Origin of the sequence: Paraburkholderia sp. GAS206C, assembly GCF_050435645.1 — a bacterium.
GTDB classification, from domain to species: domain Bacteria; phylum Pseudomonadota; class Gammaproteobacteria; order Burkholderiales; family Burkholderiaceae; genus Paraburkholderia; species Paraburkholderia phenazinium_B.
Genome location: NZ_JBNDKR010000012.1, coordinates 142,760 through 167,083 on the forward strand (window position 1 = coordinate 142,760; position 24,324 = coordinate 167,083).

Sequence of the window (24,324 nt, forward strand, 5' to 3'; positions counted from 1 at the left end):
TGTAAAACCTGATACATAGAACATGGCCCCAAGGCTCGACGAGAGCCTTGGGGCCATGTGCATTTTTCAGGGATGCACCCAGGTCCTCAAGCCGGATGCAATCCGCGCAACAGCTGGCGTACCCGCGACATGTCCTGATCGACGTGCTCAGCCTGCTCGAAGAGCACGGCCAGCCAGTCGACAAAGGCCCGTACACGCGGTGAGACGCGCCGGCTCTTCACATAAGCCACTGACACAGACATCGGCACCGGCTTCCATTGCGGCAGAACCTCGCGCAAGCGCCCTGAATCGAGGTATGGCTGCGCCGCGATGCGGGCCGGCTGGATCAGCCCGAGTCCTTGCAGGCCACAGGCCAGATAGGCCTGTTCGTCGTTAACCTTGACGAAGCCATCCACCTTCACGTTCAGCGCGCTATCGCCAACCTCGAAGTCGAAGTTCACTGCGCGGCCGTTATGACCCATGCAGTTGACGGCGACGTGATGCGCGAGATCGTCGAGATCGGCGGGTACGCCGTAGCGCTCGAGGTAGTCGGGGCTCGCGCAGGTCACGTGTTCGAGCGTGCCCAGGCGTCGCGCCACCAACCCGGAATCGGGTAACTCGCCGAGCTGGATGCTGCAATCCACCGCTTCGCCGACCAGATCGACCGTGCGATTGCTGACGCCAATCGCGAGATCGATGTTCGGATAGCGCTCGTGAAAATCGTCGAGTGCGGGCAAGACCAGCGCAGTGGCCAGCGCGCCTGGCATTTCGACACGCAGACGGCCGCTTAGCTGATCGGTCGAATGACGCAGGCTCGCTTCCATTTCGTCGATGTCGGCGAGGATCTGCATGCAACGTTCGTAGTACGCAGCACCTTCGGGGGTCAGGCTGAGCCGCCGCGTAGTGCGCACCAGCAGTGCGGTGCCAAGCAGCGCTTCGAGATTCTGAACCAGCGTTGTTGCCGTGGCGCGCGGCATATCCAGCGATTCCGCGGCACGCGTGAAACTATTGGTATCGACGATACGGATAAAAGTGCGCATCGCCTGAATACGGTCAATCACGGGCAATCTCCTGTTCAAACAGTAAACAAACAGCAAACACGCGGGACAATCCGGACTAAGGACGTACAGCCAACGTGCCTCGTCCGTGGGGGAGGCGCGTCGGCAGACAATGCGAGGCGGGAGCAGGGCAGGCCGCCGCGAGTGGCGCGGCCTGTGCGTGACGCGCGACGGGTGTTGAACCCGCCTGCGTGACGACCTGTGGAACTACCGGGGTAAAACGTGAAACAGGACGACCGGCAGTTACTTCCGGAGCGAATCGAGATCGATCACAAAGCGATACTTCACATCGCTCTTCAACATCCGCTCATACGCATCGTTAATCTGTTGCATCGGAATCACTTCGATGTCCGATGTAATGCCGTGCTCTCCGCAGAAATCGAGCATTTCCTGGGTTTCAGCAATCCCGCCAATCAGCGAACCCGCCAGACGCCGGCGCTTCATGATCAGGTTGAACACCTGCGGCGACGGGTGATCGTGTTCCGGCGCGCCGACCAGAGCCATCGTGCCGTCGCGGCGCAGCAGGTTCAGGAACGGGTTCAGGTCATGCTGGGCTGCCACGGTGTTGACGATGAGATCGAAGCTGTTCACATGCGCTTCCATCTCTTCCGGGTTTTTCGAAATCACCACTTCGTCTGCACCAAGACGTTTCGCGTCTTCGACCTTCGACTGCGAGGTCGTGAACAGCACCACGTGAGCACCCATCGCATGCGCGAGCTTGACGCCCATGTGGCCGAGTCCGCCGAGGCCGACAATGCCGACCTTCTTGCCGGGACCCGCGCCCCATGTGCGCAGCGGCGAGTAGAGGGTGATACCTGCGCACAACAGCGGCGCCGTGCCGGCCGGATCGAGATTTTTCGGCACGCTCAGCACGAAGTCTTCGTCCACGACCAGTTGGGTTGAATAGCCGCCCAGCGTGATGTCGCCGGTGATGCGGTCCGCACCGTTGTACGTACCGACCCAGCCGTTTTCGCAATACTGTTCGAGTCCTTCCTCGCAACTCGGGCAGGTACGGCACGAGTCGACGAGGCAGCCTACGCCGACGAGGTCACCGACCTTGTGACGCGTGACGTCGGGACCGACAGCGGTCACCCGGCCGACGATCTCGTGACCCGGCACGACCGGATAAATCGAGTTCTTCCACTCGTTGCGGGCCTGATGCAGATCCGAATGGCACACGCCGCAAAACAGGACTTCCATTTGCACGTCATGCTCGCGCAATTCCCGGCGCTGAAATTCGAATGGGGCGAGCTTCGATTGCGCGTCGCTCGCAGCATAGGCGTAAGTCGTGGTCATGAGTGCTCCTGCAAATGGATGGGGTTGCACAAGGCGCCGGCGGTAGCGACACGCGGTCGCTGAAGCGGCTGAACCTCGAATTGAACCGGATCACGTTGGCTTTCCACAGGGGCCAGCGGGTTGCCGCAGGTCGTCGCGGCTGGCTGGTTATCTGCGAGGGCAGCGTGGGCAAACGGGTGATCCGGCAGGGTTCCCATCGTAGGCGGCGGGAAGCACCTGGGGAATACCTGAATATCTCGAAGGTTTGCCTAATTCTCTGGAGCGCGAGCGCTATAGGCCGTTTGATGCTAAATTTCAAGCCTTATTCTCTGCTGAATCAATAGGCACTGTCATGCAAACGACTCAAACGCCCCGCGCAGCCATTAGTCCGGCCCAGCAGCGCATGGTCGAGCTCTTCGATGTTCTGGCGCCGTCTGTCGGCTTCACGCCTTCATGCCTGGACGGCGTGAAGTTCATGCGCGCGAACCGGCCGATGCCGCGCATGCCGGTACTCTACGAGCCGAGCATCGTGATCGTCTGCCAGGGGCGCAAACGCGGCTATCTGGGTGAGAAGACGTATTTATACGACGCGCAGCAATATCTGGTGCTGTCCGTGCCGCTGCCGTTCGAGTGCGAGACGGAGGCGAGTCCGGAGGAGCCGTTCCTCGGCATCTCGGTGCGGGTGGACCTGACGGTGGTGGCGGAATTGCTGATGGCCTTGAACGAAACCCACGGCACGGCGCACACCGAACCGCGCGGCATCTATTCGACGCCTCTGGATCCGGTCATGAGCAATGCGGTGCAGCGTCTGCTCGAAGCGCTCGCTTCGCCCCTCGACGCGCGAATTCTGGCGCCTGCCATCATGCGCGAGATTTGCTACCGCGTGCTGACTGGCGAGCAGGGCGACGCGATCCGCGCGGCGCTCACGCATCAGCATCACTTCGGGCGCATCGCCAAGGCGTTGCGGCGCATTCATGCGGATTATCAGGGCGAACTCGACGTCGATACGCTGGCGCGTGAAGCAGGCATGAGCCTCGCGGTATTTCACGCGCAGTTCAAGGGCGTGACGGCGACCTCGCCGATGCAGTATGTCAAGACCACGCGGCTGCATCACGCACGCCTCCTGATGGTGCAGGACGGTTTGAACGCGGGCGCGGCGGCAGCGCGGGTCGGCTATGAAAGCGCTTCGCAGTTCAGCCGCGAGTTCAAGCGGTTGTTCGGCCTGAGTCCCGTGGATGAAGTGAAGCGTATGCGGGGAGTGATGGAATCGCCGCCACCACGCACGATGCCGACGCCGGAAAGGTATGTGACGGCGGTCTGAGCGCAGCGGGGCGACGCGCTTTATTCCGGTTCGTGGCGGCACACACAAAGCTTGTTGCCGTCCGGATCGCGAAAGTAGGCGCCGTAATAGTGCTCATGATACTGCGGCCGCAAGCCGGGTGGCCCTTCGCACGAACCGCCCTGGGCGAGGGCAATGGCATGCGCGCGGTCGACATTGGTGCGCGCCGGCGCCAGTAGCGCGAGCATCTGACCATTGCCGGGGCTGGCCGGATTGCCGTCGTAGGGACGGCTGATCACGAATAGCGGCCGGGGCTGGCCTGCCGTCATCCAGCCGGCCCAGCCGCGTTGTTCGTCGCGGAATTTGAGCTTGAGGCCCAGCGAGTCCAGCAACGGGGCATAGAAATCAAAGGCGCGTTCGAAGTCGGTAATGCCGACGAATACGTGAGACAACATCCCGTTCGCTCCTCTCGTGTAGACATGTGATTGGCCTGCGTGACGTGGTACTCCACGGCAGGTATTGAATCACGCTTTCCACTCTTGCGGTGTGCTGGACGAATACAGCGTGAACGGATGATGGCTCGTTTCGACGACGTGCATGCGGTGTTCGAGATCGACGAAATCGGCTGATGACGCCAGATACGTGTCGCGTTGTTGCTCTTCGGTGTGGACAAACAACGCGCTGAGTCGCTTTGCAAGGTTGGCAAACATGATGGGCTCCAGTCTTTAACGTGAGTGCGACGTTTCGGATTCCGATCCAGTTCGTCGCCGGGGGTTGCGGCGCGCGGTCCGGATTCGTCTGGAATCACAGCACCGCTTGTCGATAGACCCGATCGTAGACGCGAAGAATGAGCCGAAAATGAGCGGCAGCAGGGCTCAAATGGGAGGCCGAGGGTGCGACGCGTGTCGCAGGCAGGTTCGTAATTCGTGGCTCAGTTTGTCTCGCCACAATGCCGTCACACGAATCCACTGCCGATGGAGTCATCATGAATGTTCCGGATTACCAACCGATCACGTCCTCGCAACGCGTCCAGAGCGAAGCCAATCCTCGCCGCGCCGAGAGCTGGCAGGCCGCCTGGGTGCGCCGCGCGATTCCCCTCGTAATGGCGTTGCGTTTCGGATCCAGCCGACGCCCCGCGCCTGACGTCCATGCCCTCCGACAGCGTGCGCATCGATACACGTGGCCAGCCCGTTTCGCGGCGAGGCTGCTTTACCCGAGGACGCGCCGGCATCCCGACTTTCACCTCGAGGGCGAGTGGATCAGACCGGAGACGGCCGCCGCGGCTCATACAGAGACTGTCGTGCTGTTTCTGCATGGCGGTGCGTATTATTTCGGCTCGCCTGCGACGCATCGAGCCGTCACCCGCGAGCTGGCGCATGCATCTGGCTCAGCCGTATTTGCGCTGGACTACAGTCTCGCGCCTGAACATCCATTTCCTGCTGCGCTGGAAGATACCCTGCATGCGTATCGCACGCTGCTCGCGCGCGGCATTTCGCCGGGTTCGATCGTGTTTGCCGGCGATTCGGCCGGAGGCGGGCTAGCGTTGGCTGCGCTGGTAGCGTTGCGCGACGCGGGTGAACCGTTGCCCGCCGGTGCAGTACTGCTGTCGCCGTGGGCCGATCTGACGACGATCTGGCGTGCGAAGCACAACGTGTTGTCGATGAATCGCACCGCCATGGAAATGGCCGCAAAGATGTATCTGCAGAACGCAAGACTGTTCGAGACCCTGGCGTCGCCCGCGCGCGCAAAACTGCATGGGTTGCCGCCGGTCCACATTCAGACCAGCGATTCCGAGGGTTTGAACGCGGACGCACACGAACTCGCCGCCAAACTGCAACGCGAAGGGACGTGGGTGGAGTTCGCAGAATGGCATGCGATGCCGCACGCGTGGCATTGCTTTTCGCCGTTCGTGCCCGAAGCGCGAACCGCTCTGGCACAGGCAGCCGTGTTTATGCGCGGCTGTTGGGTAAAATCCGTCCACGATACGAGCACCTAACCTGCCCACCGGACGCCCACCATGCTTCATGAACTGACCCGAACCATCCTGGTGATCGTCGCCGCGCTCTTTCCCATCATCAATCCGCCGGCGGCGGCGTTCATCATCCTGAGCATGGTGCCGCATGCGTCGCCGGCGCAGCGCGCGGAACTGGCGCGACGCATCGCGATTAACAGCTTCGTGATCCTGCTGGCATCGCTATCGATCGGGGCCTACCTGTTGTCGTTTCTCGGGATTTCCATTGCGGTGTTGCGCGTCGCTGGTGGGCTCATCATTGCAATGGCCGGCTGGAATCTGTTGCAGTCGTCCGGGGACGAGCCTGAAGAGGCACAACCGGATCCGATGACCGGAAGCGACCCGACACTACGTGTAAAGGCTTTTTATCCGCTGACTTTGCCCGTGACCGTCGGTCCCGGTTCGATTTCCGTTGCGATTGCTCTGGGTACCGGCTCGCCGCGAGAGGGCTTGCAGCCAGTCCATTTCATTGGGGTGGGTGTCGCTTTGGGACTGCTTTGCGTCAGCATTTACCTGTGCGTGCGCTTTGCCGGCAACGTCGAGCGGCTGCTGGGTCCGTCGGGTACGCAGGTCGCGATGCGACTGTTTGCCTTCGCGATTTTTTGTATCGGTGTGCAGATCTTGTGGCTCGGGTTATCAGACCTGATCAACTCGTTGCATCTGCATTGATCGGCCGGTTGCGCGGCGTTGGATAAAACGCCGGAGGCCCACTTTGGCGACTTCGACCAGAATCAGGAAAATCGAGCCGGTCGCCGCAGCGCCGGCCACGGCCAGTGAGATGTCGAACAGCCATTCGAACAGCGCAACCATGATGTCCTCTGCAGGTGTAAGTGGATCGGATTCGCTAGCCTGATTGATCAACGAGGCGGCCATCTCAAACGCCACTGGCCATGGCGAGCATCAGATAGGGCAACAATTCGTCGTACGTGGCGGGTTGTTCGGTGGCCGTTGTGTCGTTTTCGGGCGCGCGGACCGGTTTAACAGGCTGAACCGCGGCTTCGGCATAAGTGGCGCTCGCGGTGGCAGGGTGGTTGAAAAGCGGAAACATGATGAACATCCTCTCGGTCGGATCAGGCGAATCGTTGATTCGGATGACCTATCTTCGTGGATGAAAATGAGGCGAAAATGAGCGTGATACCCGAGCTTGTGCCGTCTGGCGCGAGATCTCCCCGGTACGCACTTAAATGCGCCGGTGACGGTAATGAACGGGCTGGCTTGCCGCTGGCGAAGTCAAATGAAATCTTCTCTGAGAAATAACCTTGCGATCGCGCTCGGCCTGCTGGTCAGCGCCGCGGCGATCGCGCAAGGCATCAGTTCCTATCAGTTGTGCCGCTCGGGGATGAGTGCGCTCCTCGATCTGCGGCTCGAGCAGGTCGCCGTGCGCATGCGCAATGGACTGGCGGACTCGATTCCGGCGACACCCGCGCGTGGTTCGCAGCCCAGCCGCGATATCGTGATCACGATCCGCAAGCCGGGTGCCGAGGTACCGCTGCGTTCGACCGATCCATCGTTGCAGCTGCCGCAGGACGCCGCCGCAGGTTTGAGTTCGGATGACGTCAACGGCGAGCGCTGGCGAATCTACACGTTGCGCGACGCCGGAAGCCTGATCCAGGTTGCGCAACGCTCATCCGTACGCGAAGAGCTGGAACGCGAAGCGGCGCTGACGACCTTGTGGCCGACGCTCGTGCTGCTGCCGCTGGTGCTCGGCGCGGTGCTGCTGATCGTGCGAGTGTCGTTCCGCAAGATGAACCAGCTCGGCAACGAGGTGCAGGAGATCGACGCGTCGCGCCTGAGGCCGTTGCCATCGGCGGGCGTGCCGAGCGAGCTGCAGCCCTTCGTCGATTCGATCAACCGGATGATCGGGCGTCTCGCACAGTCGATCGAAGCGGAACGGAAGTTCATTGCGGATGCCGCGCATGAACTGCGCACCCCGCTCACCGCGTTGCAGTTGCAGGCCGATAACCTGCAGCCGCATATCGTCCCCGGCAATCAGGAGCGCTTCAACGAATTGCGAAGCGGGATCGGCAGAAGCAGTGCGTTGATCGCACAACTATTGCGGCTCGCGCGGGCGGATGCACCTTTGTCCGGCAGCACGATCGAGCCGACCGATGTTTCGGAGATCGTGGTCCAGGCAGTCTCCGATGTGTTGCCGATCGCCGCGGCGCGCGGGATAGATATTGGCGCGGAAGAGATGGTGCAGGACAGGGTCGCGGCGTCCGCTGCAGATGTCGCCATCGCCGTCAAAAATCTGGTGAGCAATGCGATCCGCTACACGCCGGATGGCGGCACGATAGATCTGCGGATGCGCACGGAAGGCACTATGCTGTGGGTCGAAGTAACGGATACAGGACCAGGCATCGCGCCGGAGTTGTTGCCGCGTGTGTTCGACCGCTTCTTTCGGGCCAATCTGGATATCGAAGGCACCGGTCTCGGGCTGTCGATCGTCAGGTCGATCACCCAGAAATACGGCGGCGATGCACAGATTCGCAACCGCAGCGATGGCCGCTCGGGAATCGTCGCTGCGGTCAGTTTTCCGCTGGCAGAGATGTGCACGGGAGCCTCCGGCCACGGTGCTGGAACAACGACGGGCAAGCTGGCTCAAGCAACGGGGGCGACCCGCTACCTGCATGGGAGAGACGTATGAGAGTCCTTCTGGTTGAAGACGATCTGCAGATCGGGCAAAGCCTGATGCGCGCACTCAAGGATGCGGACTATAGCGTCGACTGGGTGCGCGACGGCATCGCCGGGCGCGCGGCAATGGACGCGGCCGAATACACGGTCGTACTGCTCGATCTGGGTTTGCCCGGGCTGTCGGGAATCGAACTGCTGCGCTCGGCGCGAGCCAGCGGCAATCCCGTGCCGGTCCTGATTCTGACCGCACGCGACGACCTCGACTCGCGAATCGAAGGTCTGGATATTGGTGCGGACGACTATCTGCTCAAGCCCTTCGAAGTGGGCGAACTACTGGCGAGAATTCGCGCCGTGCTCCGCCGCAAGGCGGGGTATGCCGTATCGCGGCTCGGTGACGACACCATCAGCCTTAATCTCGACCAGCGCACGCTTACGTTCGGCGACAAGGTCGGCGCACTCTCCGCACGCGAATTCGCGCTGATGCATGCCTTGCTGGAGCACCCCGGCACGATCTTCTCGCGCGCCCAGATCGAAGACAAGCTGTACGGATGGGGCAAGGAGGTCGAGAGCAATGCCGTCGACGTGCTGATCCACTCGGTGCGAAAAAAGTTCGGGCAAGACGTGATCCGCAACGTGCGCGGCCTCGGCTGGACCGTCATGCTGGGCAAGGCGGGCGCTTAGCCGGCTTCTAAGTCTTTGTCTTTGCCTCAGTCCTCGCTCGAACCAGCCTGGATCTGGCTGGCGTAAAACGCGCGTTTTTCGTCGTACATGAGCAGGTCCGCCCGCTGCACGACGGCCTCCAGCCGTTCACCGTGATGACAGGTTGCCGCTGCCATCGAGAAGCTCAATACCGAACCTGGGTAGAACTGATTGTTCATTTCCACCAGTTGTCGGATCGTGTCGATCATCGCGGCGCCACCACGCTCGTCGGTATTGGGCATCAGAATCGCGAATTCGTCGCCGCCGATCCGCGCTGCGTGAAACGGCGTTTCCAGCGCTTTTGCCAGTACTTCGCCGGCACGTCGCAGAAGTGCGTCGCCGGCAGCGTGGCCCAGTTGATCGTTGATCCGCTTCAGGCCGTTCAGATCCGCCATGATGACGGTGACAGGGAACGGGCCTTTGCGCTCGAGCCGGTTCAGTTCGTCGACATAGAACGAGCGGTTACGCAGCTTGGTCAGCACGTCGTGCTTGCCGAGAAACTCCAGATACGCTTCGGCTTTCTTGCGCGCGGTGATATCGGTGAGGGCGACCAGCACCAGATCCCAATCGCGCTCATGACCGGGCAGTACCGAGAATTGCAGGAGGACGTGCACCTCGCTGCCATCCAGCGAGTAATTGAGAACCTCGCGTTGCTGGAACAGCTTGCCGTCCCACAGGTCGATCAACTGCTCGCGGAAATGCGGGCGCATGTCGTCACGAAACACATCCGGCAGCCTCGATAGCAGGGTCTGCTTGTCCGGTGCCGCGAACATGGCGAGCGTGTGCCGGTTCACGTCGAGCACGTGGATTTCCTGCATGCAGCGTTCGACGAACTCGGGATGGACGTCTGTGAACACCCGAAAATCCGCGATACCTGCTGCACGTGCTTCGTTCAGCAAACGTTTAACGGCGCTGAAATCCTCGACCCAGAGCGACACCGGCGATTCTTCGAACAGGCCGCGCGCATATTCTTCGGCGTGCGAAAGACGATGACGGGCGCCTTCCAGTTCGGTGACGTCCTCGAGCGATACCAGCACGCGGTCCCAGCGTTCTTCGTGGCCGGGCAGGACGGCGCCTTTGAGCAGCACGTCGAGCCGCCGGCCACCGAGCGTGTAATTGACGGTCTGGCTCGTGAAGCCTGGTGCGCCCGTCCACAACTGGCACAGCTCTTCGAGGTGGGTCTTCAGCATGTCGTCGCGGAACACGGTGCCGAGATTGCTGGTAAGCGTGGCGAGGCTGTCCGCTTCGAACATGGTCAGCGTCTTGCGGTTGACCTTGATGACACGGATGCTGTGCGCGCATTGCGCCACCCGCTCGGGATGATCGCGGAAATGGACACGCAGATCGGTCACGCCTTCGGAGCGCCAGGCGTCGAACAGTGCCCGCACCTCGCTGAAGTCTTCCAGCCAGAGCGAAATAGGCGCCAGCTCGAACATTTCCGAGTCGTCGCTCGGCTGCGCGTCGCCGCGCGGCGTGTCTTCAGCACCAAGGGTATCCAGCATGAGCAATCCGTATTCGAGAGTGCCGCTATTTTAAGGGGAACTCGGGCAGAGAAGCATGTAGCAAGCGCCCGCCAGCACGCCTTCAGGAGCCTTGTTACACTTTCCCGCGTCGCAGTTCCCCCTCAAACAACCGTTTCAGGCCATGACAAAACCTTACCTGCTGGTTTTGATTCTTCTGAAGGACGCCAGTCTTGCTGGCGTCAAGTCTGCTTATGAGGTCATCTATGCCCCCGATGAGGGCACGCGTACGGAAGCGATTGCCGCGCACGGCGAGAAGGTGCGCGCAGTCCTGACCAACGGCACCACGGGCCTGACAGCTGAAGAAATCGACCGGATGCCCAGGCTGGAATTCATCAGCGCGCTCGGCGCCGGCTACGAGAACATTGCTATCGACCATGCACGCAGCCGCAATATCGTCCTGGCCAATGGCGCGGGGACCAACGCCGCATGTGTCGCCGATCACGCTTTCGCGCTGCTGCTCGCAGTAGTGCGCGATGTGCCGCAGCTCGATCAGGCGACCCGCCAGGGCGTCTGGCGCGACACACTGCCAATGCATCCAGGTGTGTCGGGCAAGCGGCTGGGCGTGCTCGGGCTGGGCCATATCGGCAGCAAGGTGGCGAAGCGCGGGGCAGGGTTCGATATGGAACTGGGGTATCACAACCGTAAGCCGCGCGAAAGCGAGCCGATCCGCTACTTCGATAGTGTCACGGCGCTCGCACAGTGGTGCGACTTCCTCGTCGTCACGACGGTAGGTGGGCCGGGCACGCGGCATCTGATCGACAAGGCGGTGCTCGAGGCGTTGGGGCCGGACGGTTTCCTCGTGAACGTCTCGCGCGGCAGTGTCGTCGATACGGCGGCGTTGGCCGAGGCGTTGAGCGCCCGAACAATCGCAGGAGCCGGCCTCGATGTCTATGAAGGCGAGCCCGATCCGCCAAAAGCATTGATCGGACTACGCAACGTCGTGCTGACGCCGCATGTGGGCGGCAGGTCGCCGGAGGCGATCGCGGCGTCGCTGCAGAACTTTCTCGACAATGCAGCGCGGCATTTCGCGGGCGACAAGGTGTTGACGCCGATCTGAGCTATGGAGCCATGAGTGAACGGCGGCCCTCGATACGCGCCGCCGTTCAGCCAATCAGCTTGAGCCCCGGCGGCAGCGACTCGCCGAAGACGCGTCCCTCATCGGCTTCGTCGAGTTCGACCGTCTCGCGGACCATCGCGATCCAGTTGGCCGGCGCGTGCGCGGTTTCGAGTCGTTTGATGACGCTCGCGCGGATTTCTGCAGACAGATCGCGCGACCGGTCACCCGTCATGCGAGCGATCTGTACGGCAGCGAATGCGGCCGGTTCGACCTTCCGCCAGTCGAGCGTGAGAATCGTCTCGAGCCATTGCTCTGCAATGTCCGGCGGAACGACGCTATGCGCGCTGCCATAGAAAGGCCGACGCGCACCGATACGGCCGACGGCCCACCATCCCTGATGATTCTCGGACGGCTTCGCGAGTCGCTCGATCAGTCGCGCACCGAGTTCGATCTTGCGTTCCGCAGGCACGCGTTCGAGCGACGCTTCGAGGCGCACCATATCGGCGTAACCGGACTTCGCCGGATCGAACGGTAGTTTGGAGCGCGCCGTGCCGGCGGCCTGCATGAAGGCGGCCGCGTCGAGCACATCGAGCTGTTCGCTCTCGCCCAGGCCGCCCGCTGCGCGCCGCCACAGCGTCCACCACTCCGACCAGACCTGGCTGTCGTTGATGTACTGAATGCCGTCGTCGAAGAGCGACCACAGTTGTTCGACACGCCACTCGTCGAGCGGATAGCCGAAGCCGGGACGCACGCAATACCCGGCCAGATTGAGCCAGAGACGCTCGTGATCCGCCGAGCGGCGCCGGCGTTTCGCACGTTCCCACAGCGCGTTGAACAGTTCGCGCAGCAGCGCACTGTTCCAGCTTGCACGTGGACCGAGGACCTGTTCCAGTTCGGCCCGTGTGCGCTTGACCTCCCTGGAGTCGACTTTCTGCGAGCGCGAGCCGAAGGCGCGGTCTATCAGTTCGAGCGCTTTGGGCAGGGCCGGGTGCGGCGCTTCGCCGGACACGGTGACTTTGGCTTCGCCGCGGCGCAGCTGGAATTCGAGCAGCCAGCGCTGTGTGGCGTCGCTGGCATCGATACAGTGCATTTCCAGCGTGCCCACTTCGGTGAGCGAAGCGGCGAGCTGAACCGGTGTTTCTGCCGCCTGGCCCGAGCCGCGTGGGGCGACGACCGTAGCGATAGGCGGCAGGCGCACGAATTCGCCGAGGGGCAGTTCGGCCAGGTCACCCGGTTGCCACGCGGTGTCCGATACAGAGGACACCAGATGAAATTGCACAGGATGTCCGAGCCGTAGTGCGAAGGTGCGGTCGGCGAGGTGAATCTCGCGGCTTTCTTCGGTGCCGCGCGGCAGTACGCACACCCCGCGCAGCGTTTGCGGGTCTTCCTCCAGAACCAGGAAGTAGCTGCGTGGCGAGCCGCCGCCGATCCGCGGCGCCTGGCCGGCACGGGCGAGTGCGTAGGCTACCGCGCCGCGTGCCACGGCTACGTCGGGGTTGTCGTTGTGGAGGACCTGCAGCGGTCTGCCGCGCCAGGTGCCCAGCGTGGCGTCGAGACGTTCGGTAAGCGCCTCGGCGCGGAATACGCCGCCGTTGAGCAGCAACGTGTCGGGCACGGGCAATGTGTTTTCGCTTTCGTCAGCGGCCACTGATGAACCCAACGCTTCTCGCGACTGTGTCGCGAGCCGGCCCAGAAACGCCGCGACGTGCCGCGTGATTGCCGGGTCGCTCGCGTAAGGCAAGCCGAATTCGACGATGGCGCCGCGCGGGCGCCCCGGCCGCGCATCTGCGGAAACGGCGGGGAAAAAGCCATCTACGACTATCTGCTCGACTTCCGCGCGCGTGATCTCCACCGTACGCGCGCCGCCGATCAGCTTCGAACCCGTACCCAGCAACGTGATCGATGCAGAGTCTGGCGCCGCGGGCCCCAGAAGTTGCTCTTTCGCGGCGCGGCAGCGCTCGACGAGCTGCGAGAGGCTCGCCGCCGATAGCCGCGACTGTGGCGTCGACAGCCGGCTCTCGGCGAGATGCGCCAGTGCGAGGTCCATGTTGTCGCCGCCGAGCATCAGGTGGTTGCCCACGCCGACGCGCGTGAGTTGGGGCTGACCGTCCTGCATCTGCACCTTGATCAGGGTGAAGTCGGTCGTGCCACCACCCACGTCGCAGATCAGTACGAGCCGCGTTTCGGCGAGCTCAGTGCCAAGCGAGCTGCGGTGCCGGAACAGCCAGTCGTAGAAGGCTGCTTGCGGTTCTTCCAGCAGACGCAGCTTGGGCAGATGCGCCATGCGGGCTGCTTCGAGCGTCAGCGCGCGAGCACCGTCGTCGAACGAGGCGGGCACAGTGAGCACCACGTCCTGCTGTTCGAGAGGCGCATGTGGAAAGCGATGATTCCACGCGGAGCGCACGTGGGCCAGATAGCTGGCGCTGGCGGTGACGGGCGATACCTTGTCGATGTCGTCGCCGGCGCCCCACGGAAGAATCGCTGCTGTGCGATCCACCGATGCATGCGACAGCCAGCTTTTCGCGCTTGCGACGAGGCGCCCCGGCACCTGAGCGCCGAGGCTGCGCGCGAGGCGGCCGATCACGGCGCGATGCGTTTCCGCGCTGTTCGCGCTGAGAGTGTGCCTGTTCGCAGCATGCGCAGCGTGCGCGATATTCGCAGCCTTTGCAGCATCCGGCGCAGCAGTGGACCACGGCAACTGCAGATCGCCGTCGCTCAGTTCGCCGCGCGCAGCGTGATAACGCACCGACGGCAGTAGCGGTCGTGCCGCTACCTCACCGGGACCGACGAGCTGCTCGATCTCGAAGACGCGAATGTCCCCGGACCCCGCCTCGACATACGCGACGACCGTGTTGCTGGTGCCCAGATCGATCCCGACGAGGTACTGCTTCATCGCGTTCAAACGTTGGCGTTGCCACGCACATCGAACTCGACTTTCCACCGCTCGCCCGTGCCGCGCGGGATGGCTTCCAGTTCGAGCGTGCCGGCTTCAGTGACGCGCGCATGCAGTTTCACCGGCACGATCTCGCCGGGGCTGCGGCCTTCGGGCGGCAACGTGGCCTGAATCTCGTCCAGCTCCTGCAATTCCTCCGGCGACCAGTAGTCGAGCAGCGTACCCACCTGGTCGTGACGCCGCACGGACGAACCGAAGAAGCGGAAGTGCACTGGCTCGCCGACGACGAGCCCAAACTCCTGCGCCGGCAATTCCGCCTCGGTGCCTTCTTCCATGCCGAACGGCGCGACGCACAGCGCCTGCACCGGCGGTTCGAGTCCCGGCACGGCGGGCATGGCGGATTCGACCGCGATATAGAAAGCCCGCGCGATGCCGCCGCGAATCCGCACGCCCTGGCCGCGCTTCACGTAGCCGTAGTAAGCCGCACCGCGCGCAACGGCGAGATCGAGATCCGCACCTTCGAGCAGACGCGCAGGCGCGGCGCCTTCCGCGGCAAGCCAGCCGTTGAGGGTCTGCAGAATGCGCTCGACCAGCAACGGCGACTTGAACACGCCACCGTTGAACAGCACCGCGGTGGGATGCAGGAAACTCGCGCCTTCCGGCTGCGCGCTTTGCAGACCGTCGAGTTCGGCGAGCGCTGCAACCTGACGGCCGAGGAACGCCGCCAGATGACGCGTGACGGCCGCGTCCTGCGCGTACGGCAAGCCCAGTTGCGTGAGGCCGACGCGGGCCCGGCTCACCGGACGGGCGCTGCTTTCGACCAGCGGGAAAAACCCATCCAGGATCGTCTGCGCCAGTTCCGTGCGGGTCAGTTCGGTGCGGATCGAGCCGCCGATCAGCTTGGCGCCGCGACTCGGTACAACGAGCGGCACCGCGTCGGTGGCGGCGTCGGTGAGGAGCGTCTCCTTGGCCGCGCGGCAGGCGTAGGTCAGCGCGCGCAGTTGCCACGGGTCAGGCTGCGTCCCCTGGGCGGCCAGTTTGCGCGCCACCACGTGGGCGAGGGCGAGGTCCATGTTGTCGCCGCCGAGGAGGATGTGCTCGCCCACGGCGACGCGATGCAGTTCGAGATTGCCTGCACGCTCGACTACCGCGATCAGCGACAGGTCGGTAGTGCCGCCGCCCACGTCGACGACGAGGATGATATCGCCCACTCGGACCTGCTTGCGCCACTCGCCGCCGCTCTTCTGGATCCAGCTATAGAGCGCGGCCTGCGGTTCTTCCAGAAGCGTCATGCCTGCATAACCCGCGGCCTGCGCAGCCTCGGCGGTCAATTCGCGCGCGGCCGGATCGAACGACGCGGGAATCGTGACGGTAATTTCCTGCTCGCTGAAAGGCGCGTCGGGATGGGCATGGTCCCACGCTTCGCGCAGATGTGTGAGGTAGCGAATCGAGGTTTCGAGCGGCGACACGCGTGCTACTTCGGGGGGCGCATCGTTGGGCAGAATCGCGGCGCGACGGTCGACGCCCGGATGGCACAGCCAGCTTTTCGCGCTCGACACGAGACGGATCGGCGTGCCGGCACCGCGGCTGCGCGCCATTTCGCCGACAGCGAAGTCGCGCTCGCCGGTCCACGGCAAACCGAGGTCGAACGGCGCCAGTTCGCTCGGATGCGGCAGGTAGAGGAACGAGGGCAACAGCGGCAGATTGTCGATCGTGGCCGGCGCGGTGAGTTGCGTGACCGGCAGGATTTCCTGAGTGGTCTTTTCGCCGTCGCTGGTGGCGAAGTCGACGTACGAGAGGGCGCAATGGGTTGTGCCCAGATCGATGCCGATCGAATAGCGCGGATCGCTCATAGCTCCACCTCGGCCGCTGCAATGATGGAGGTGTCATGGCTCGCGGCGAGCTTCGGCAGCCGCACGTCCTGAACGCGCCAGCCGCGATGGCTCAGGCTGCCGGTAAACGGCGCCTTGCCGACCACGTTGCCGGTCAGACGGACGGCGGTGGCGTCGAACCCTTCGGGCAGCGTCACACGGCTGCCTTCGGCCTCTTCGCGCACGGGACGGATCGTGAAATGCTCGCGCAGCACCGTGCGGCAGCCTCCATGCACGACGCGGGCGGCGGCGCCGATGTCCGCATCCGAGTAACCCGCCACGTCTTCTTCGACGAAGTCGATAAAACGCGCATCGCGCTGCAGCAAGCCTAGTAGCTGAAGGGCAGCGTCCGGGCTTGCCTGCTTCAGGGCGGGAACGGCAGGTTGCGGGGTGGGCGCAGGTGCTGGCGCTGCAACTGGTGCTGCCGTTGGTGCTGCTGTGGGCGCGCCGCTGCGCAGGCGCTGCACGCGGGCGGCGAACTCGCCGTCGCCGAGAATGCTGAAGAACGTTCCGACGGCCAGCGAAATCCTGCCGAGGAAAGACACGTTCGAGTCGGTCATAAAAGTGGCTCCTGAGGGGCTCTGTCAAAAGGACGAGCAGCCCTTGGGCAACGCCGGATCTGGCCAGGGTCGCCGCGGGTTATCGGGTTGCGGACATCGATGTGCGAAGCAGCATGGGCCGGCTCGCACATCGGTTGAATTGGCGGCCCGGATTGGGCATGGCCCATCGGGGCCTCGACTCGCATTTTACCTTCCGGGTGAGACTAGCCCGGGCAATGGCCTCGAACGTGGGAATGAGACGTTCTGCATGCTGCAACGCAGTGCAAATTTTACCGACCTGGAGTGCGGGCTGCGTCAAGATCGGGAAATTACTCATGAAGTATCTGCTGGGTTCGCCGATATCATGTGAGCGCATTCGTAACTGGCTGGTCACGCGGCGGTCGGCGCCGCAGTTCACCCCCGGGCCGCGCTGGTCTCGGACGCAACCGGTCGTAGATGTTTGGCCGGTACCTCATTGCGAAGCACGCCCGCGCTGCTCATCGGCGCGCGAGGCGGACTTCATTTCAACGGCTTCGCGATGCGCCTGGCGCGCCTCGCCGACAGCGACCCGATAGCGCGCCAAGCCGCGCTTTCACTTACCTTGTGACGAAGCGAGCATCCCGAACGAGTGCTCCGTTTCAATCTATAGTTCTCTCACCACTCGCGCAAAGCTTGCGTCCGCAACCAGTTAGTATGCTGCTCGAGTGTGGCCACCAGATGTCTCGAGCGTTTTCTTGAACGCCTGAGCGGGGTTCGGTATAGTGGGCGGCACCATCGAGGCGTGGATTAACGAAGTTTCGATGATGAGGGTAAGCGGATCGTGCATGAAAAAATCGACACGTGTGCTTCGAGGAGTATCCATTGATGAAAAGAATAATTTGCCTGGCACTACTGAGCCTTGCGTGCATGAGTGCGATAGCGGAGACAGCGGACGAAGCCGGCGTCAGCGCCGCGGTACAGCGTTTGAACGCAGCGATGCTGGCTGGCAATGCGGATGAGATGAAAGCGGTGACATCGGAGGCCTTGAGCTACGGCCACTCGAATGGCGCCGTACAGGATCAGACGGTCTTCATCCAGACGATAGTGAGCGGTGGGACACGGTATCGAAGAATCGACTTGAGCAACACGAAGACGACGCTAGCAGGAGACGATGCGATTGTCCGCGACCACTTTTCGGGCACGGTGGAGAGCGGAGGCAAGGTGGGCGAGGTCGAGCTCGAACAGTTGATGGTCTGGCAAAAACGCGACGGTGTATGGAAACTGCTGGCGCGTCAGGGATACAAACACTGAGCCGGCGCGTACAAAGCCCGAAACCGCGAAACACCACCGGGAAATAGCGAGAACAATCCACGTGCAATAGTTGCACGCCCAACCTCAAGCCGCCTTCAACTCTCCAACCAAACTACACAAAGTCTCAACAGAAATCATAGCGGCAGCATTAGAAGGCGCCGGCCGCTCAGCCGGCTTAAACACTGCATCGCCCCGCCGAATCTTCCGCCTTGACACAGCGCAAGTGCCGGAAGTATGAGCAGACCGCCGCCGCCACCGCTGCTCGCCGTAATGACAACGACCCGGCTCAACCCAGCGAATCACAAGCGTGGTATCAGAGCGCTCAAGAATCTCGATGCGTACGCCGTTGGCACCGTCAAGTGGCAAGGACTCTATGGTCTTCATCGTCGGCTCCGTATATGTGGTGTGCCGAATGTATTCCTGCGCGGGCCTTAGAGCCATTGTGCGCCGGTTGAAACACTGTTCTTGAATTAGCAATAATGCCACTTGACTTCAGTGGGGATACGAAAAGACGCGGGTTTGCGGGCAGTTAAGAGCGTGCTTTTTCTATAGAGCGAATTTTTGCAACGCAGTGTTGATCGCAGCGCGACGGACAGCGGGGGTAGATGATGTAACGGAAGGGCTCGAGCGCTTCCTTTAAGATGTGAACATTGACGAGCAGAGCCGGGGCTAGTTTAACGGGTTTGCGTTTTTCCGGTCGGCTCGCGTGCACATCTCCCTGAGGTTACATGGCCACACGCCCACCCGCAGCATCTCCAACACCCCCGGAACTGGATCCGCCGAGCCGCCGGAAAATGCAGCAGGCGGCAACCGCACTGCTATACGCCGCCCTGGTGCTGCTGGCCTTGTGGGTCATCCGCGATTTCCTGCCGGCAGTCGGCTGGGCCGGCGTGATTGCCATCGCCCTGTGGCCGGTGCTACGCAAAATCGAAAGCCACAGCTGGCTGTCCGGACGCACCACGCTGATCTCCGCCGTCCTGACGGTGGCGATTGCATTGCTGGTCGTGTTGCCGGTGGCAATGGGAATCGGGCAGGCCAGCCATGAAGCGCACGATGTGATCGAGTGGATCAAGAACGTGCAGGAAAACGGCATCGCGATGCCGGACATCGTCCAGCATCTGCCGTTCGGCGCACCGCAGATCACAGAATGGTGGCAGGCGAACCTTACCCAGCCGCTACGCGAGTCGCCCGCCATGAAAGGGCTGCACGGCGAAGCCGTCATGACCTTCGGCCGCCATTTCGGCGCGCGAGCCGCACACGGTCTGATGGTATTCGCTTTCATGCTGGTCACACTGTTTGTGATCTTTCAGGCCGGGCCGCGTCTGTCCGGCGCGCTGCTCAAGGGGGCACACCGCGCCCTCGGCAGCAACGGCGCGCAGCTTCTCGAACGGATGGCCTCCGCTGTGCGCGGCACAGTGGCCGGGCTCGTAGTGGTGGGGATCGGCGAGGGCGCGCTGCTCGGCCTTGCCTATGAGATCGCTGGCCTGCCGCACGTTATCCTGCTCGGATTCGTCACGGCCGTGGCGGCCATGCTGCCGTTTTGCGCACCGCTCGTGTTCTGCGGCGCGGCGCTGTGGCTGTTCGCGCAGGGATCGGTGGCGTGGGCGATCGGGCTTGCTGTATTCGGCTTCGTGGTGGTGTTCATCGCAGAACACCTCGTGCGGCCGGTGATCATCGGCAATTCGACCCGTTTGCCGTTCCTGCTGGTGCTGTTCGGGATTCTCGGCGGCGCGGAGACTTTTGGGTTGCTGGGCCTGTTCATCGGTCCCGCGCTGATGACCGTGCTGATGGTGTTGTGGACGGACTGGGTGCGATAGCGCGCTGACGAACACAGGGCCCGTCGTCACTCGCCAGGCGGGACATCGGCGGCCGCTATTAACCGCGGCGGCCCGCTTATGTGGCCACTCCACTGCGCCGGATAGTCGAGCGCGTCACCAGCCGTTTAACCGGCTCGCAAACGCGCGCAACCGCGAACAGCGCGCCGACTGCGATTGCGTCGGCCAAAAGCCCAAGTGATATGTCGAGATACCCGTCGGTGGCTGCATAGAGCAGCGAATCGACGACGAGCGAAATGACTGCGCCCGCCACGAAGCAGATCAACCCTTTGCGTCCGATCATGCCGACCCACGGCAGCCACAGCGCGAGCTTGCGCACCCAGCCGAGCTGGATCAGGTAGGCGACGAGCCATGCGATCGCCAGAAAATTGCCGGCACGCAACCATGAGAGGCTTTGCTTGAAACTGCCGTCGAGCGGCGTTTGCTCGATAAACAGCTTGTAGTACGCCGCGGCCAGCGCGACGCCAAACGCCAGCACGTTGACGAACCATCCCGCGCGGTGTGAGCTGATCTTCCGATACACGGGCTGCACCCGCGCCAGCACACCGAGCACGAACAGCAGTTGCCAGGCGAGCGGATTGAAATTCCATTGAGCGTCTTCGATTGCCGGCAGATACGCATTCACGGATGGCGCCGCAGCCCAAAGCGCGAGGCTCCCTGCCAGCAGCCACCATGGCCGGCGCTGCGCGAGCGGCAGGACCAGCGGCACGCTCAGCGCGAACAGCGCATACATGGGCAGCACCGACGCCAGATAAGGCTGACGCCGCAACAGCACGATGTCGCGCAGGGCCATAAGCGGCGCATCGATAAAGTCGTCGAGATCGTCGGAGGTCAGATTGGGCGCATCGATGCTGAAGGCGATCAGAACGGCGCTGACCAGCAGCATCAAGCCGGCGGTGACGAGGAAGGCCCGATAGATCTCCAGCGAACGCCGCAAGAAGCGATGGCGCGCGGCTGCCTCGGTGCGCCGCAGGGAGAGCGTGGCGTAAGCGGTTGCGGTGGCAAAGCCGCCGAGGAATACGAACACCTCGGCCGCATCGCACAGCGCGTAGGCGTGCAACGTGACGCGCGAGAGGATGCTGCCGCCGATGTGATCGACCACGATAAACAGCAGGACCAGTCCGCGAAAGAAATCGAGTTCGAGCAGACGGGAGGATGACTTTTGCATTGCATACCGCGCAGGGGATTTTAAACGGGACCAGCGGCCGAGATTGTTGTTCTGCCAACGGGGGTGGTTTCTTTCGAAATTATTTCATGTTCTTACGAAAAGGTGTGCGAGAGTGGTCTGCAAACCGGGTGTTTTCTGCGCCGTTAGCCATCCGGCCAAGGGTTCCCTAGACCGGCGTTTGGGGGTGATCCGGCGTCGGACGAACGCTGTTCGCGACCAAGCCCCAATTGTCAAATTACGCAATATGCGAATGCCTGCGCGTGGGCATTTCGCAACGATTTGCGATGGCTCAACGTGTGCCGATGGACGGCCCGCTATCGGTGTGCAAGCATCGTTTTCATCACTCGTGAACTTGAAGCTCAATGTAAGTGCTGCTTAAAAAAAGAAGAGCCTTCTCAAAGTTGGCTAGCTGCTGGCTGATGGAAAGAGATCCGGGAGATCTTCATGAAAAAGAACATGATTGCGCTGGCTGTGACGGCAGCCTTCGCGATGCCTGCTTTCGCGCAGAGCAGCATTACGCTGTACGGGGTGATCGACGAGGGCATCAACTACACGAGTAACGCGGGCGACAAATCGGCCTATCAGCTTGAGAGCGGCTATGCGCAGGGCAGCCGCTGGGGCTTGAAGGGTTCGGAGGATCTCGGCAGCGGCCTGAAGGCGATCTTCGATCTCGAGAACGGTTTCGATGTGAATAGCGGCGGCCTTCAGGAGGGCGGCCGCATCTTCGGCCGCCAGGCGTTCGTTGGCCTGACGTCGGCCAATTACGGCACCCTCACGTTCGGCCGGCAGTACGACTCGGTGGTCGACTATCTCGCGCCGACCACGGCCAACGGCAACTGGGGCGGCTATCTGCTCTCGCACCCCTATGACAACGACAACACCGACAACTCGTTCCGCGTGAACAACACGGTCAAGTACGCGAGCCCGTCGTTTGCGGGCCTGCAGTTCGGCGGCACCTACAGCTTCAGCAACGAAACCGGCTTTGCCAACAACCGTACGTATAGTCTCGGTGGCCAGTACACGAACGGTGGCCTGCTGGTGGGCGCGGCTTATCTCGAAGCGAACAATCCGGGCCTGACGGCCGATGGGTCCATTGCAACCGACGACGCGAATTTCATCTCGGAGCGGCTGCGTATTTTCGGCGGGGGCGTCAACTACACGTTCGGCAGCGCGACCGTGGGCTTTGCCTATACGAACACGAACGTCGGCCAGCCGTCCGCAACCGACACTTCGGTCTACGTGGGCGCCATCACGCCGCCGAACGGCGGCACGATGACGGCGCTCAAGTTCCAGAACTTCGAGGTCAATGGCAAATACCAGTTCACGCCGGCCTTCTTCGTCGGCGTGCAATACGTCTACACGGCGGCCACGATGGACGCGACCTCGGGCAACGAGAACCCGAGATATCACACGTTCGGCCTGATGGCCGACTACAACCTGTCCAAGCGAACGGACTTCTATTTCCAGGCGGCGTACCAGAAGGTGGCGGGCGACAAGACCGATACCGTGCTGGACGACGCATATATTCCGGGATCGGCGGGGGTATCTTCGTCATCGAACCAGGTGACGGTGCGGGCGGCGATACGGCATCAGTTTTAAGGGGGATGGGTGGCGGGTGCCTGGGCCGTTATCTCAAGCCAGGCGGCATTCGATGCAACTTTTCGGGGACTCACTCTCTCCACACATTCAACGCCGCATACTGCAGCAACATAATCGTCTTCCCATCGACGATCTCGCCACGCCCGATCATCGCCAGCGCCTCATCGACCGGCAGTTCTAGCACTTCGATATCCTCGCCCTCGCTGACAACACCGCCGCCTTCGCCGATCTTTGCGGCGGCATCGTACTCGCCGACAAAGAAGAACAGCTTCTCCGTAACCGAGCCAGGGCTCATGTACGCCTCGAATATCTTGCGCACCGCGTGCACGCGGTAGCCGGTTTCCTCCTCGACCTCGGCGCGGATGCGCTCCTCCGGCGACGCCTCTTCCAGCAGCCCGCCTGGCGCCTCGATCATCATCCCGTCATGACCGTTGACGAAGACCGGCAGGCGGAACTGCCGCGTGAGGACCACCGTCCGGCGCACCGGATCGTGGAGCAGCATGGTGGCGCCGTTGCCGCGGTCGTAGGTCTCGCGGTTCTGACGCTGCCAGCTTCCGTCTGTGCGCTGGTAGTCGAAGGTGGTCTTCTTCAGCACATACCAGTCGTCGGACAGCACTTTGACTTCGACAACCCGTACACGGTCGGCAGTTTTGCTCATGGCGGTTTCCTGAAAGCGCGGTTCGAACCGCGAGATTTCATGGTATCGTGCAATCTCGTGCAAAAACAAGAATTTTCGTGCAATGATGTGCGGGTTCCTTGTCAATGCCCCGCGCTTTGCTTCTTCGTGACGCCCTCGGTTGGCGCGAGCCGACGTCACCTTGTCTCCTATTGATGAACCGCCGCTCCATGCTTACTTCGCAAAGAAAACAGCTGATTCTCGATGCGCTCAAACGCGATGGCCAGGTGATCGCCAAGAGCCTGAGCAACGAATTTGGCGTCTCCGAAGACACCGTCCGGCGCGATTTGCGTGAACTCGCCGCCGACGGCTACCTGCAGCGCGTGCATGGCGGGGCGCTGCCCTCGTCGCCGGCAGCGGCGGACCTGGCCGGCCGACAGGGCATCGAGTCGGCGTCGAAGGCAGCCATTGGCCGCGCCGCCGCGCAGATGATCGAGCCGGGCCAGATTGTGATCGTCGACGGCGGGACGACGGCTGTGCAACTGGTGCGCCATCTGCCGCTCGATCTGCGCGCGACCATCGTCACGCATAGTCCGGGCGTAGCGGTAGAACTCGCTCATCACCGCGATGTGGAGGTGATCATGATCGGCGGACGCCTGTACCGGCATTCGATGGTCAATGTCGGCGCCGCCGCGATCGAAGCGCTGAGCCATATCCGCGCCGATCTCTATTTCATGGGTGTCACGGGGGTACATCCTGAAGCCGGCCTGAGTACGGGCGATCTCGAAGAGGCTTACGTCAAGCGGGCGCTGGCGGCTCGTGCGGCGGAAACCGTGGTGCTCGCCTCAGCGGAGAAACTCAACACGGCGTCCGCTTTTATGATCGCGGAAGCGAGCGCTGCGCATGCGCTGGTGGTCGAGAAGGAAACCTCAGAGACGCTCACGGCTCCATTCGAGGCATTGGGGATCGCGATCGTGCGGGCTTGATGCAGGCTTTGCGCT

The 24,324-nt window shown here is 62.6% G+C and carries 23 protein-coding genes; 10 read left to right on the plus strand and 13 right to left on the minus strand.

What is annotated here, in order from left to right; all coding sequences use genetic code 11:
* Positions 1-86 precede the first annotated feature (86 nt).
* Together P3T20_RS30690 and P3T20_RS30695 are read right to left on the minus strand one after the other, a co-directional pair.
* The gene (locus tag P3T20_RS30690) at positions 87-1,040 is read right to left on the minus strand and encodes a LysR family transcriptional regulator (protein ID WP_074268323.1); all 954 of its coding nucleotides are present in this window, start codon (positions 1,038-1,040) and stop codon (positions 87-89) included.
* A gap of 240 nt (positions 1,041-1,280) precedes the next feature.
* Positions 1,281-2,333, minus strand: a complete 1,053-nt coding sequence (locus P3T20_RS30695; RefSeq protein ID WP_429288753.1) for an NAD(P)-dependent alcohol dehydrogenase — start codon at positions 2,331-2,333, stop codon at positions 1,281-1,283.
* A 331-nt stretch (positions 2,334-2,664) separates the two neighbouring features.
* Here P3T20_RS30695 and P3T20_RS30700 point away from each other — a divergent pair, with 331 nt between their 5' ends.
* Positions 2,665-3,633, plus strand: coding sequence for an AraC family transcriptional regulator (locus tag P3T20_RS30700; RefSeq protein ID WP_429288754.1), 969 nt, complete (start codon positions 2,665-2,667; stop codon positions 3,631-3,633).
* A gap of 20 nt (positions 3,634-3,653) precedes the next feature.
* On the opposite strand, the gene P3T20_RS30705 is transcribed toward P3T20_RS30700, so the two are convergent.
* A complete protein-coding gene (locus tag P3T20_RS30705; protein ID WP_429288755.1) occupies positions 3,654-4,046 on the minus strand; it encodes a VOC family protein in 393 nt (130 codons plus the stop codon).
* A 69-nt stretch (positions 4,047-4,115) separates the two neighbouring features.
* Positions 4,116-4,301, minus strand: a complete 186-nt coding sequence (locus P3T20_RS30710; protein WP_429288756.1) for a DUF3563 family protein — start codon at positions 4,299-4,301, stop codon at positions 4,116-4,118.
* Positions 4,302-4,576: 275 nt separating this feature from the next.
* On the opposite strand from P3T20_RS30710, the gene P3T20_RS30715 reads away from it, so the two are divergent.
* Both P3T20_RS30715 and P3T20_RS30720 read left to right on the plus strand, forming a co-directional pair.
* On the plus strand, positions 4,577-5,587 hold the full coding sequence (locus P3T20_RS30715) for an alpha/beta hydrolase (protein WP_429288757.1): 1,011 nt from the start codon (positions 4,577-4,579) through the stop codon (positions 5,585-5,587).
* Between the two features lie 21 nt (positions 5,588-5,608).
* A complete protein-coding gene (locus P3T20_RS30720) occupies positions 5,609-6,271 on the plus strand; it encodes a MarC family protein (protein WP_074268329.1) in 663 nt (220 codons plus the stop codon).
* Here the strand turns inward: P3T20_RS30720 and P3T20_RS30725 are convergent.
* Positions 6,239-6,475, minus strand: coding sequence for a hypothetical protein (locus P3T20_RS30725; protein ID WP_074268330.1), 237 nt, complete (start codon positions 6,473-6,475; stop codon positions 6,239-6,241). The two genes, P3T20_RS30720 and P3T20_RS30725, sit on opposite strands and share 33 nt — an antisense overlap.
* A 1-nt stretch (position 6,476) precedes the next feature.
* Positions 6,477-6,650: a hypothetical protein gene (locus tag P3T20_RS30730; protein ID WP_167379452.1), complete on the minus strand. Its 174-nt coding sequence runs from the start codon at positions 6,648-6,650 to the stop codon at positions 6,477-6,479.
* A gap of 186 nt (positions 6,651-6,836) precedes the next feature.
* On the opposite strand from P3T20_RS30730, the gene P3T20_RS30735 reads away from it, so the two are divergent.
* Both P3T20_RS30735 and P3T20_RS30740 read left to right on the plus strand, forming a co-directional pair.
* The gene (locus tag P3T20_RS30735) at positions 6,837-8,246 is read left to right on the plus strand and encodes a sensor histidine kinase (RefSeq protein ID WP_429288758.1); all 1,410 of its coding nucleotides are present in this window, start codon (positions 6,837-6,839) and stop codon (positions 8,244-8,246) included.
* Complete coding sequence (locus P3T20_RS30740) at positions 8,243-8,914, plus strand: response regulator transcription factor (protein WP_429288759.1); 672 nt, start codon at positions 8,243-8,245, stop codon at positions 8,912-8,914. The genes P3T20_RS30735 and P3T20_RS30740 overlap by 4 nt, the downstream gene beginning before the upstream one ends.
* Before the next feature lie 26 nt (positions 8,915-8,940).
* Here P3T20_RS30740 and P3T20_RS30745 read toward each other — a convergent pair whose 3' ends face one another.
* On the minus strand, positions 8,941-10,434 hold the full coding sequence (locus tag P3T20_RS30745; protein ID WP_429288760.1) for a diguanylate cyclase domain-containing protein: 1,494 nt from the start codon (positions 10,432-10,434) through the stop codon (positions 8,941-8,943).
* Between the two features lie 142 nt (positions 10,435-10,576).
* Between P3T20_RS30745 and P3T20_RS30750 the strand changes: the two genes are divergently transcribed.
* Complete coding sequence (locus tag P3T20_RS30750) at positions 10,577-11,512, plus strand: 2-hydroxyacid dehydrogenase (protein WP_429288761.1); 936 nt, start codon at positions 10,577-10,579, stop codon at positions 11,510-11,512.
* A gap of 46 nt (positions 11,513-11,558) precedes the next feature.
* Here the strand turns inward: P3T20_RS30750 and P3T20_RS30755 are convergent, their stop codons facing one another.
* The 3 genes from P3T20_RS30755 to P3T20_RS30765 are packed head-to-tail and all read right to left on the minus strand — an operon-like array spanning position 11,559 to position 16,836.
* Positions 11,559-14,405, minus strand: coding sequence for an Hsp70 family protein (locus P3T20_RS30755; protein WP_429288762.1), 2,847 nt, complete (start codon positions 14,403-14,405; stop codon positions 11,559-11,561).
* A gap of 5 nt (positions 14,406-14,410) precedes the next feature.
* Entirely contained in the window at positions 14,411-16,258 is a 1,848-nt protein-coding gene (locus tag P3T20_RS30760) for an Hsp70 family protein (RefSeq protein WP_429288763.1), read from the minus strand.
* Positions 16,255-16,836 (minus strand): DUF2760 domain-containing protein, encoded by a 582-nt coding sequence (locus tag P3T20_RS30765; RefSeq protein WP_429288764.1) that lies wholly within the window; start codon positions 16,834-16,836, stop codon positions 16,255-16,257. Before P3T20_RS30765 ends, P3T20_RS30760 begins: the two co-directional genes overlap by 4 nt.
* 843 nt (positions 16,837-17,679) lie before the next feature.
* Between P3T20_RS30765 and P3T20_RS30770 the strand changes: the two genes are divergently transcribed.
* On the plus strand, positions 17,680-18,105 hold the full coding sequence (locus tag P3T20_RS30770; RefSeq protein WP_429288765.1) for a nuclear transport factor 2 family protein: 426 nt from the start codon (positions 17,680-17,682) through the stop codon (positions 18,103-18,105).
* Positions 18,106-18,189: 84 nt separating this feature from the next.
* Here P3T20_RS30770 and P3T20_RS30775 read toward each other — a convergent pair whose 3' ends face one another.
* The gene (locus P3T20_RS30775) at positions 18,190-18,489 is read right to left on the minus strand and encodes a DUF3331 domain-containing protein (RefSeq protein ID WP_074268339.1); all 300 of its coding nucleotides are present in this window, start codon (positions 18,487-18,489) and stop codon (positions 18,190-18,192) included.
* 344 nt (positions 18,490-18,833) lie between these two features.
* On the opposite strand from P3T20_RS30775, the gene P3T20_RS30780 reads away from it, so the two are divergent.
* Positions 18,834-19,922: an AI-2E family transporter gene (locus tag P3T20_RS30780; protein ID WP_074268340.1), complete on the plus strand. Its 1,089-nt coding sequence runs from the start codon at positions 18,834-18,836 to the stop codon at positions 19,920-19,922.
* Between the two features lie 76 nt (positions 19,923-19,998).
* Here P3T20_RS30780 and P3T20_RS30785 read toward each other — a convergent pair whose 3' ends face one another.
* A complete protein-coding gene (locus P3T20_RS30785; RefSeq protein WP_429288766.1) occupies positions 19,999-21,108 on the minus strand; it encodes an OpgC domain-containing protein in 1,110 nt (369 codons plus the stop codon).
* Positions 21,109-21,552: 444 nt separating this feature from the next.
* On the opposite strand from P3T20_RS30785, the gene P3T20_RS30790 reads away from it, so the two are divergent.
* Positions 21,553-22,707, plus strand: a complete 1,155-nt coding sequence (locus P3T20_RS30790) for a porin (protein WP_429288767.1) — start codon at positions 21,553-21,555, stop codon at positions 22,705-22,707.
* Between the two features lie 70 nt (positions 22,708-22,777).
* On the opposite strand, the gene P3T20_RS30795 is transcribed toward P3T20_RS30790, so the two are convergent.
* Positions 22,778-23,365: an NUDIX domain-containing protein gene (locus P3T20_RS30795; RefSeq protein WP_429288768.1), complete on the minus strand. Its 588-nt coding sequence runs from the start codon at positions 23,363-23,365 to the stop codon at positions 22,778-22,780.
* Positions 23,366-23,553: 188 nt separating this feature from the next.
* Between P3T20_RS30795 and P3T20_RS30800 the strand changes: the two genes are divergently transcribed.
* A complete protein-coding gene (locus P3T20_RS30800; RefSeq protein ID WP_074269419.1) occupies positions 23,554-24,309 on the plus strand; it encodes a DeoR/GlpR family DNA-binding transcription regulator in 756 nt (251 codons plus the stop codon).
* Positions 24,310-24,324 lie beyond the last annotated feature (15 nt).

Excerpts from the sequence above, each read along its gene's own strand:
- P3T20_RS30695 (WP_429288753.1), bottom strand. The coding sequence starts at position 2,333 with ATGACCACGACTTACGCCTATGCTGCGAGCGACGCGCAATCGAAGCTC.
- P3T20_RS30700 (WP_429288754.1), top strand. The coding sequence starts at position 2,665 with ATGCAAACGACTCAAACGCCCCGCGCAGCCATTAGTCCGGCCCAGCAG.
- P3T20_RS30705 (WP_429288755.1), bottom strand. The coding sequence starts at position 4,046 with ATGTTGTCTCACGTATTCGTCGGCATTACCGACTTCGAACGCGCCTTT.
- P3T20_RS30710 (WP_429288756.1), bottom strand. The coding sequence starts at position 4,301 with ATGTTTGCCAACCTTGCAAAGCGACTCAGCGCGTTGTTTGTCCACACC.
- P3T20_RS30715 (WP_429288757.1), top strand. The coding sequence starts at position 4,577 with ATGAATGTTCCGGATTACCAACCGATCACGTCCTCGCAACGCGTCCAG.
- P3T20_RS30720 (WP_074268329.1), top strand. The coding sequence starts at position 5,609 with ATGCTTCATGAACTGACCCGAACCATCCTGGTGATCGTCGCCGCGCTC.
- P3T20_RS30725 (WP_074268330.1), bottom strand. The coding sequence starts at position 6,475 with ATGGCCGCCTCGTTGATCAATCAGGCTAGCGAATCCGATCCACTTACA.
- P3T20_RS30730 (WP_167379452.1), bottom strand. The coding sequence starts at position 6,650 with ATGTTTCCGCTTTTCAACCACCCTGCCACCGCGAGCGCCACTTATGCC.
- P3T20_RS30735 (WP_429288758.1), top strand. The coding sequence starts at position 6,837 with ATGAAATCTTCTCTGAGAAATAACCTTGCGATCGCGCTCGGCCTGCTG.
- P3T20_RS30740 (WP_429288759.1), top strand. The coding sequence starts at position 8,243 with ATGAGAGTCCTTCTGGTTGAAGACGATCTGCAGATCGGGCAAAGCCTG.
- P3T20_RS30745 (WP_429288760.1), bottom strand. The coding sequence starts at position 10,434 with ATGCTGGATACCCTTGGTGCTGAAGACACGCCGCGCGGCGACGCGCAG.
- P3T20_RS30750 (WP_429288761.1), top strand. The coding sequence starts at position 10,577 with ATGACAAAACCTTACCTGCTGGTTTTGATTCTTCTGAAGGACGCCAGT.
- P3T20_RS30755 (WP_429288762.1), bottom strand. The coding sequence starts at position 14,405 with ATGAAGCAGTACCTCGTCGGGATCGATCTGGGCACCAGCAACACGGTC.
- P3T20_RS30760 (WP_429288763.1), bottom strand. The coding sequence starts at position 16,258 with ATGAGCGATCCGCGCTATTCGATCGGCATCGATCTGGGCACAACCCAT.
- P3T20_RS30765 (WP_429288764.1), bottom strand. The coding sequence starts at position 16,836 with ATGACCGACTCGAACGTGTCTTTCCTCGGCAGGATTTCGCTGGCCGTC.
- P3T20_RS30770 (WP_429288765.1), top strand. The coding sequence starts at position 17,680 with ATGAAAAGAATAATTTGCCTGGCACTACTGAGCCTTGCGTGCATGAGT.
- P3T20_RS30775 (WP_074268339.1), bottom strand. The coding sequence starts at position 18,489 with ATGAAGACCATAGAGTCCTTGCCACTTGACGGTGCCAACGGCGTACGC.
- P3T20_RS30780 (WP_074268340.1), top strand. The coding sequence starts at position 18,834 with ATGGCCACACGCCCACCCGCAGCATCTCCAACACCCCCGGAACTGGAT.
- P3T20_RS30785 (WP_429288766.1), bottom strand. The coding sequence starts at position 21,108 with ATGCAAAAGTCATCCTCCCGTCTGCTCGAACTCGATTTCTTTCGCGGA.
- P3T20_RS30790 (WP_429288767.1), top strand. The coding sequence starts at position 21,553 with ATGAAAAAGAACATGATTGCGCTGGCTGTGACGGCAGCCTTCGCGATG.
- P3T20_RS30795 (WP_429288768.1), bottom strand. The coding sequence starts at position 23,365 with ATGAGCAAAACTGCCGACCGTGTACGGGTTGTCGAAGTCAAAGTGCTG.
- P3T20_RS30800 (WP_074269419.1), top strand. The coding sequence starts at position 23,554 with ATGCTTACTTCGCAAAGAAAACAGCTGATTCTCGATGCGCTCAAACGC.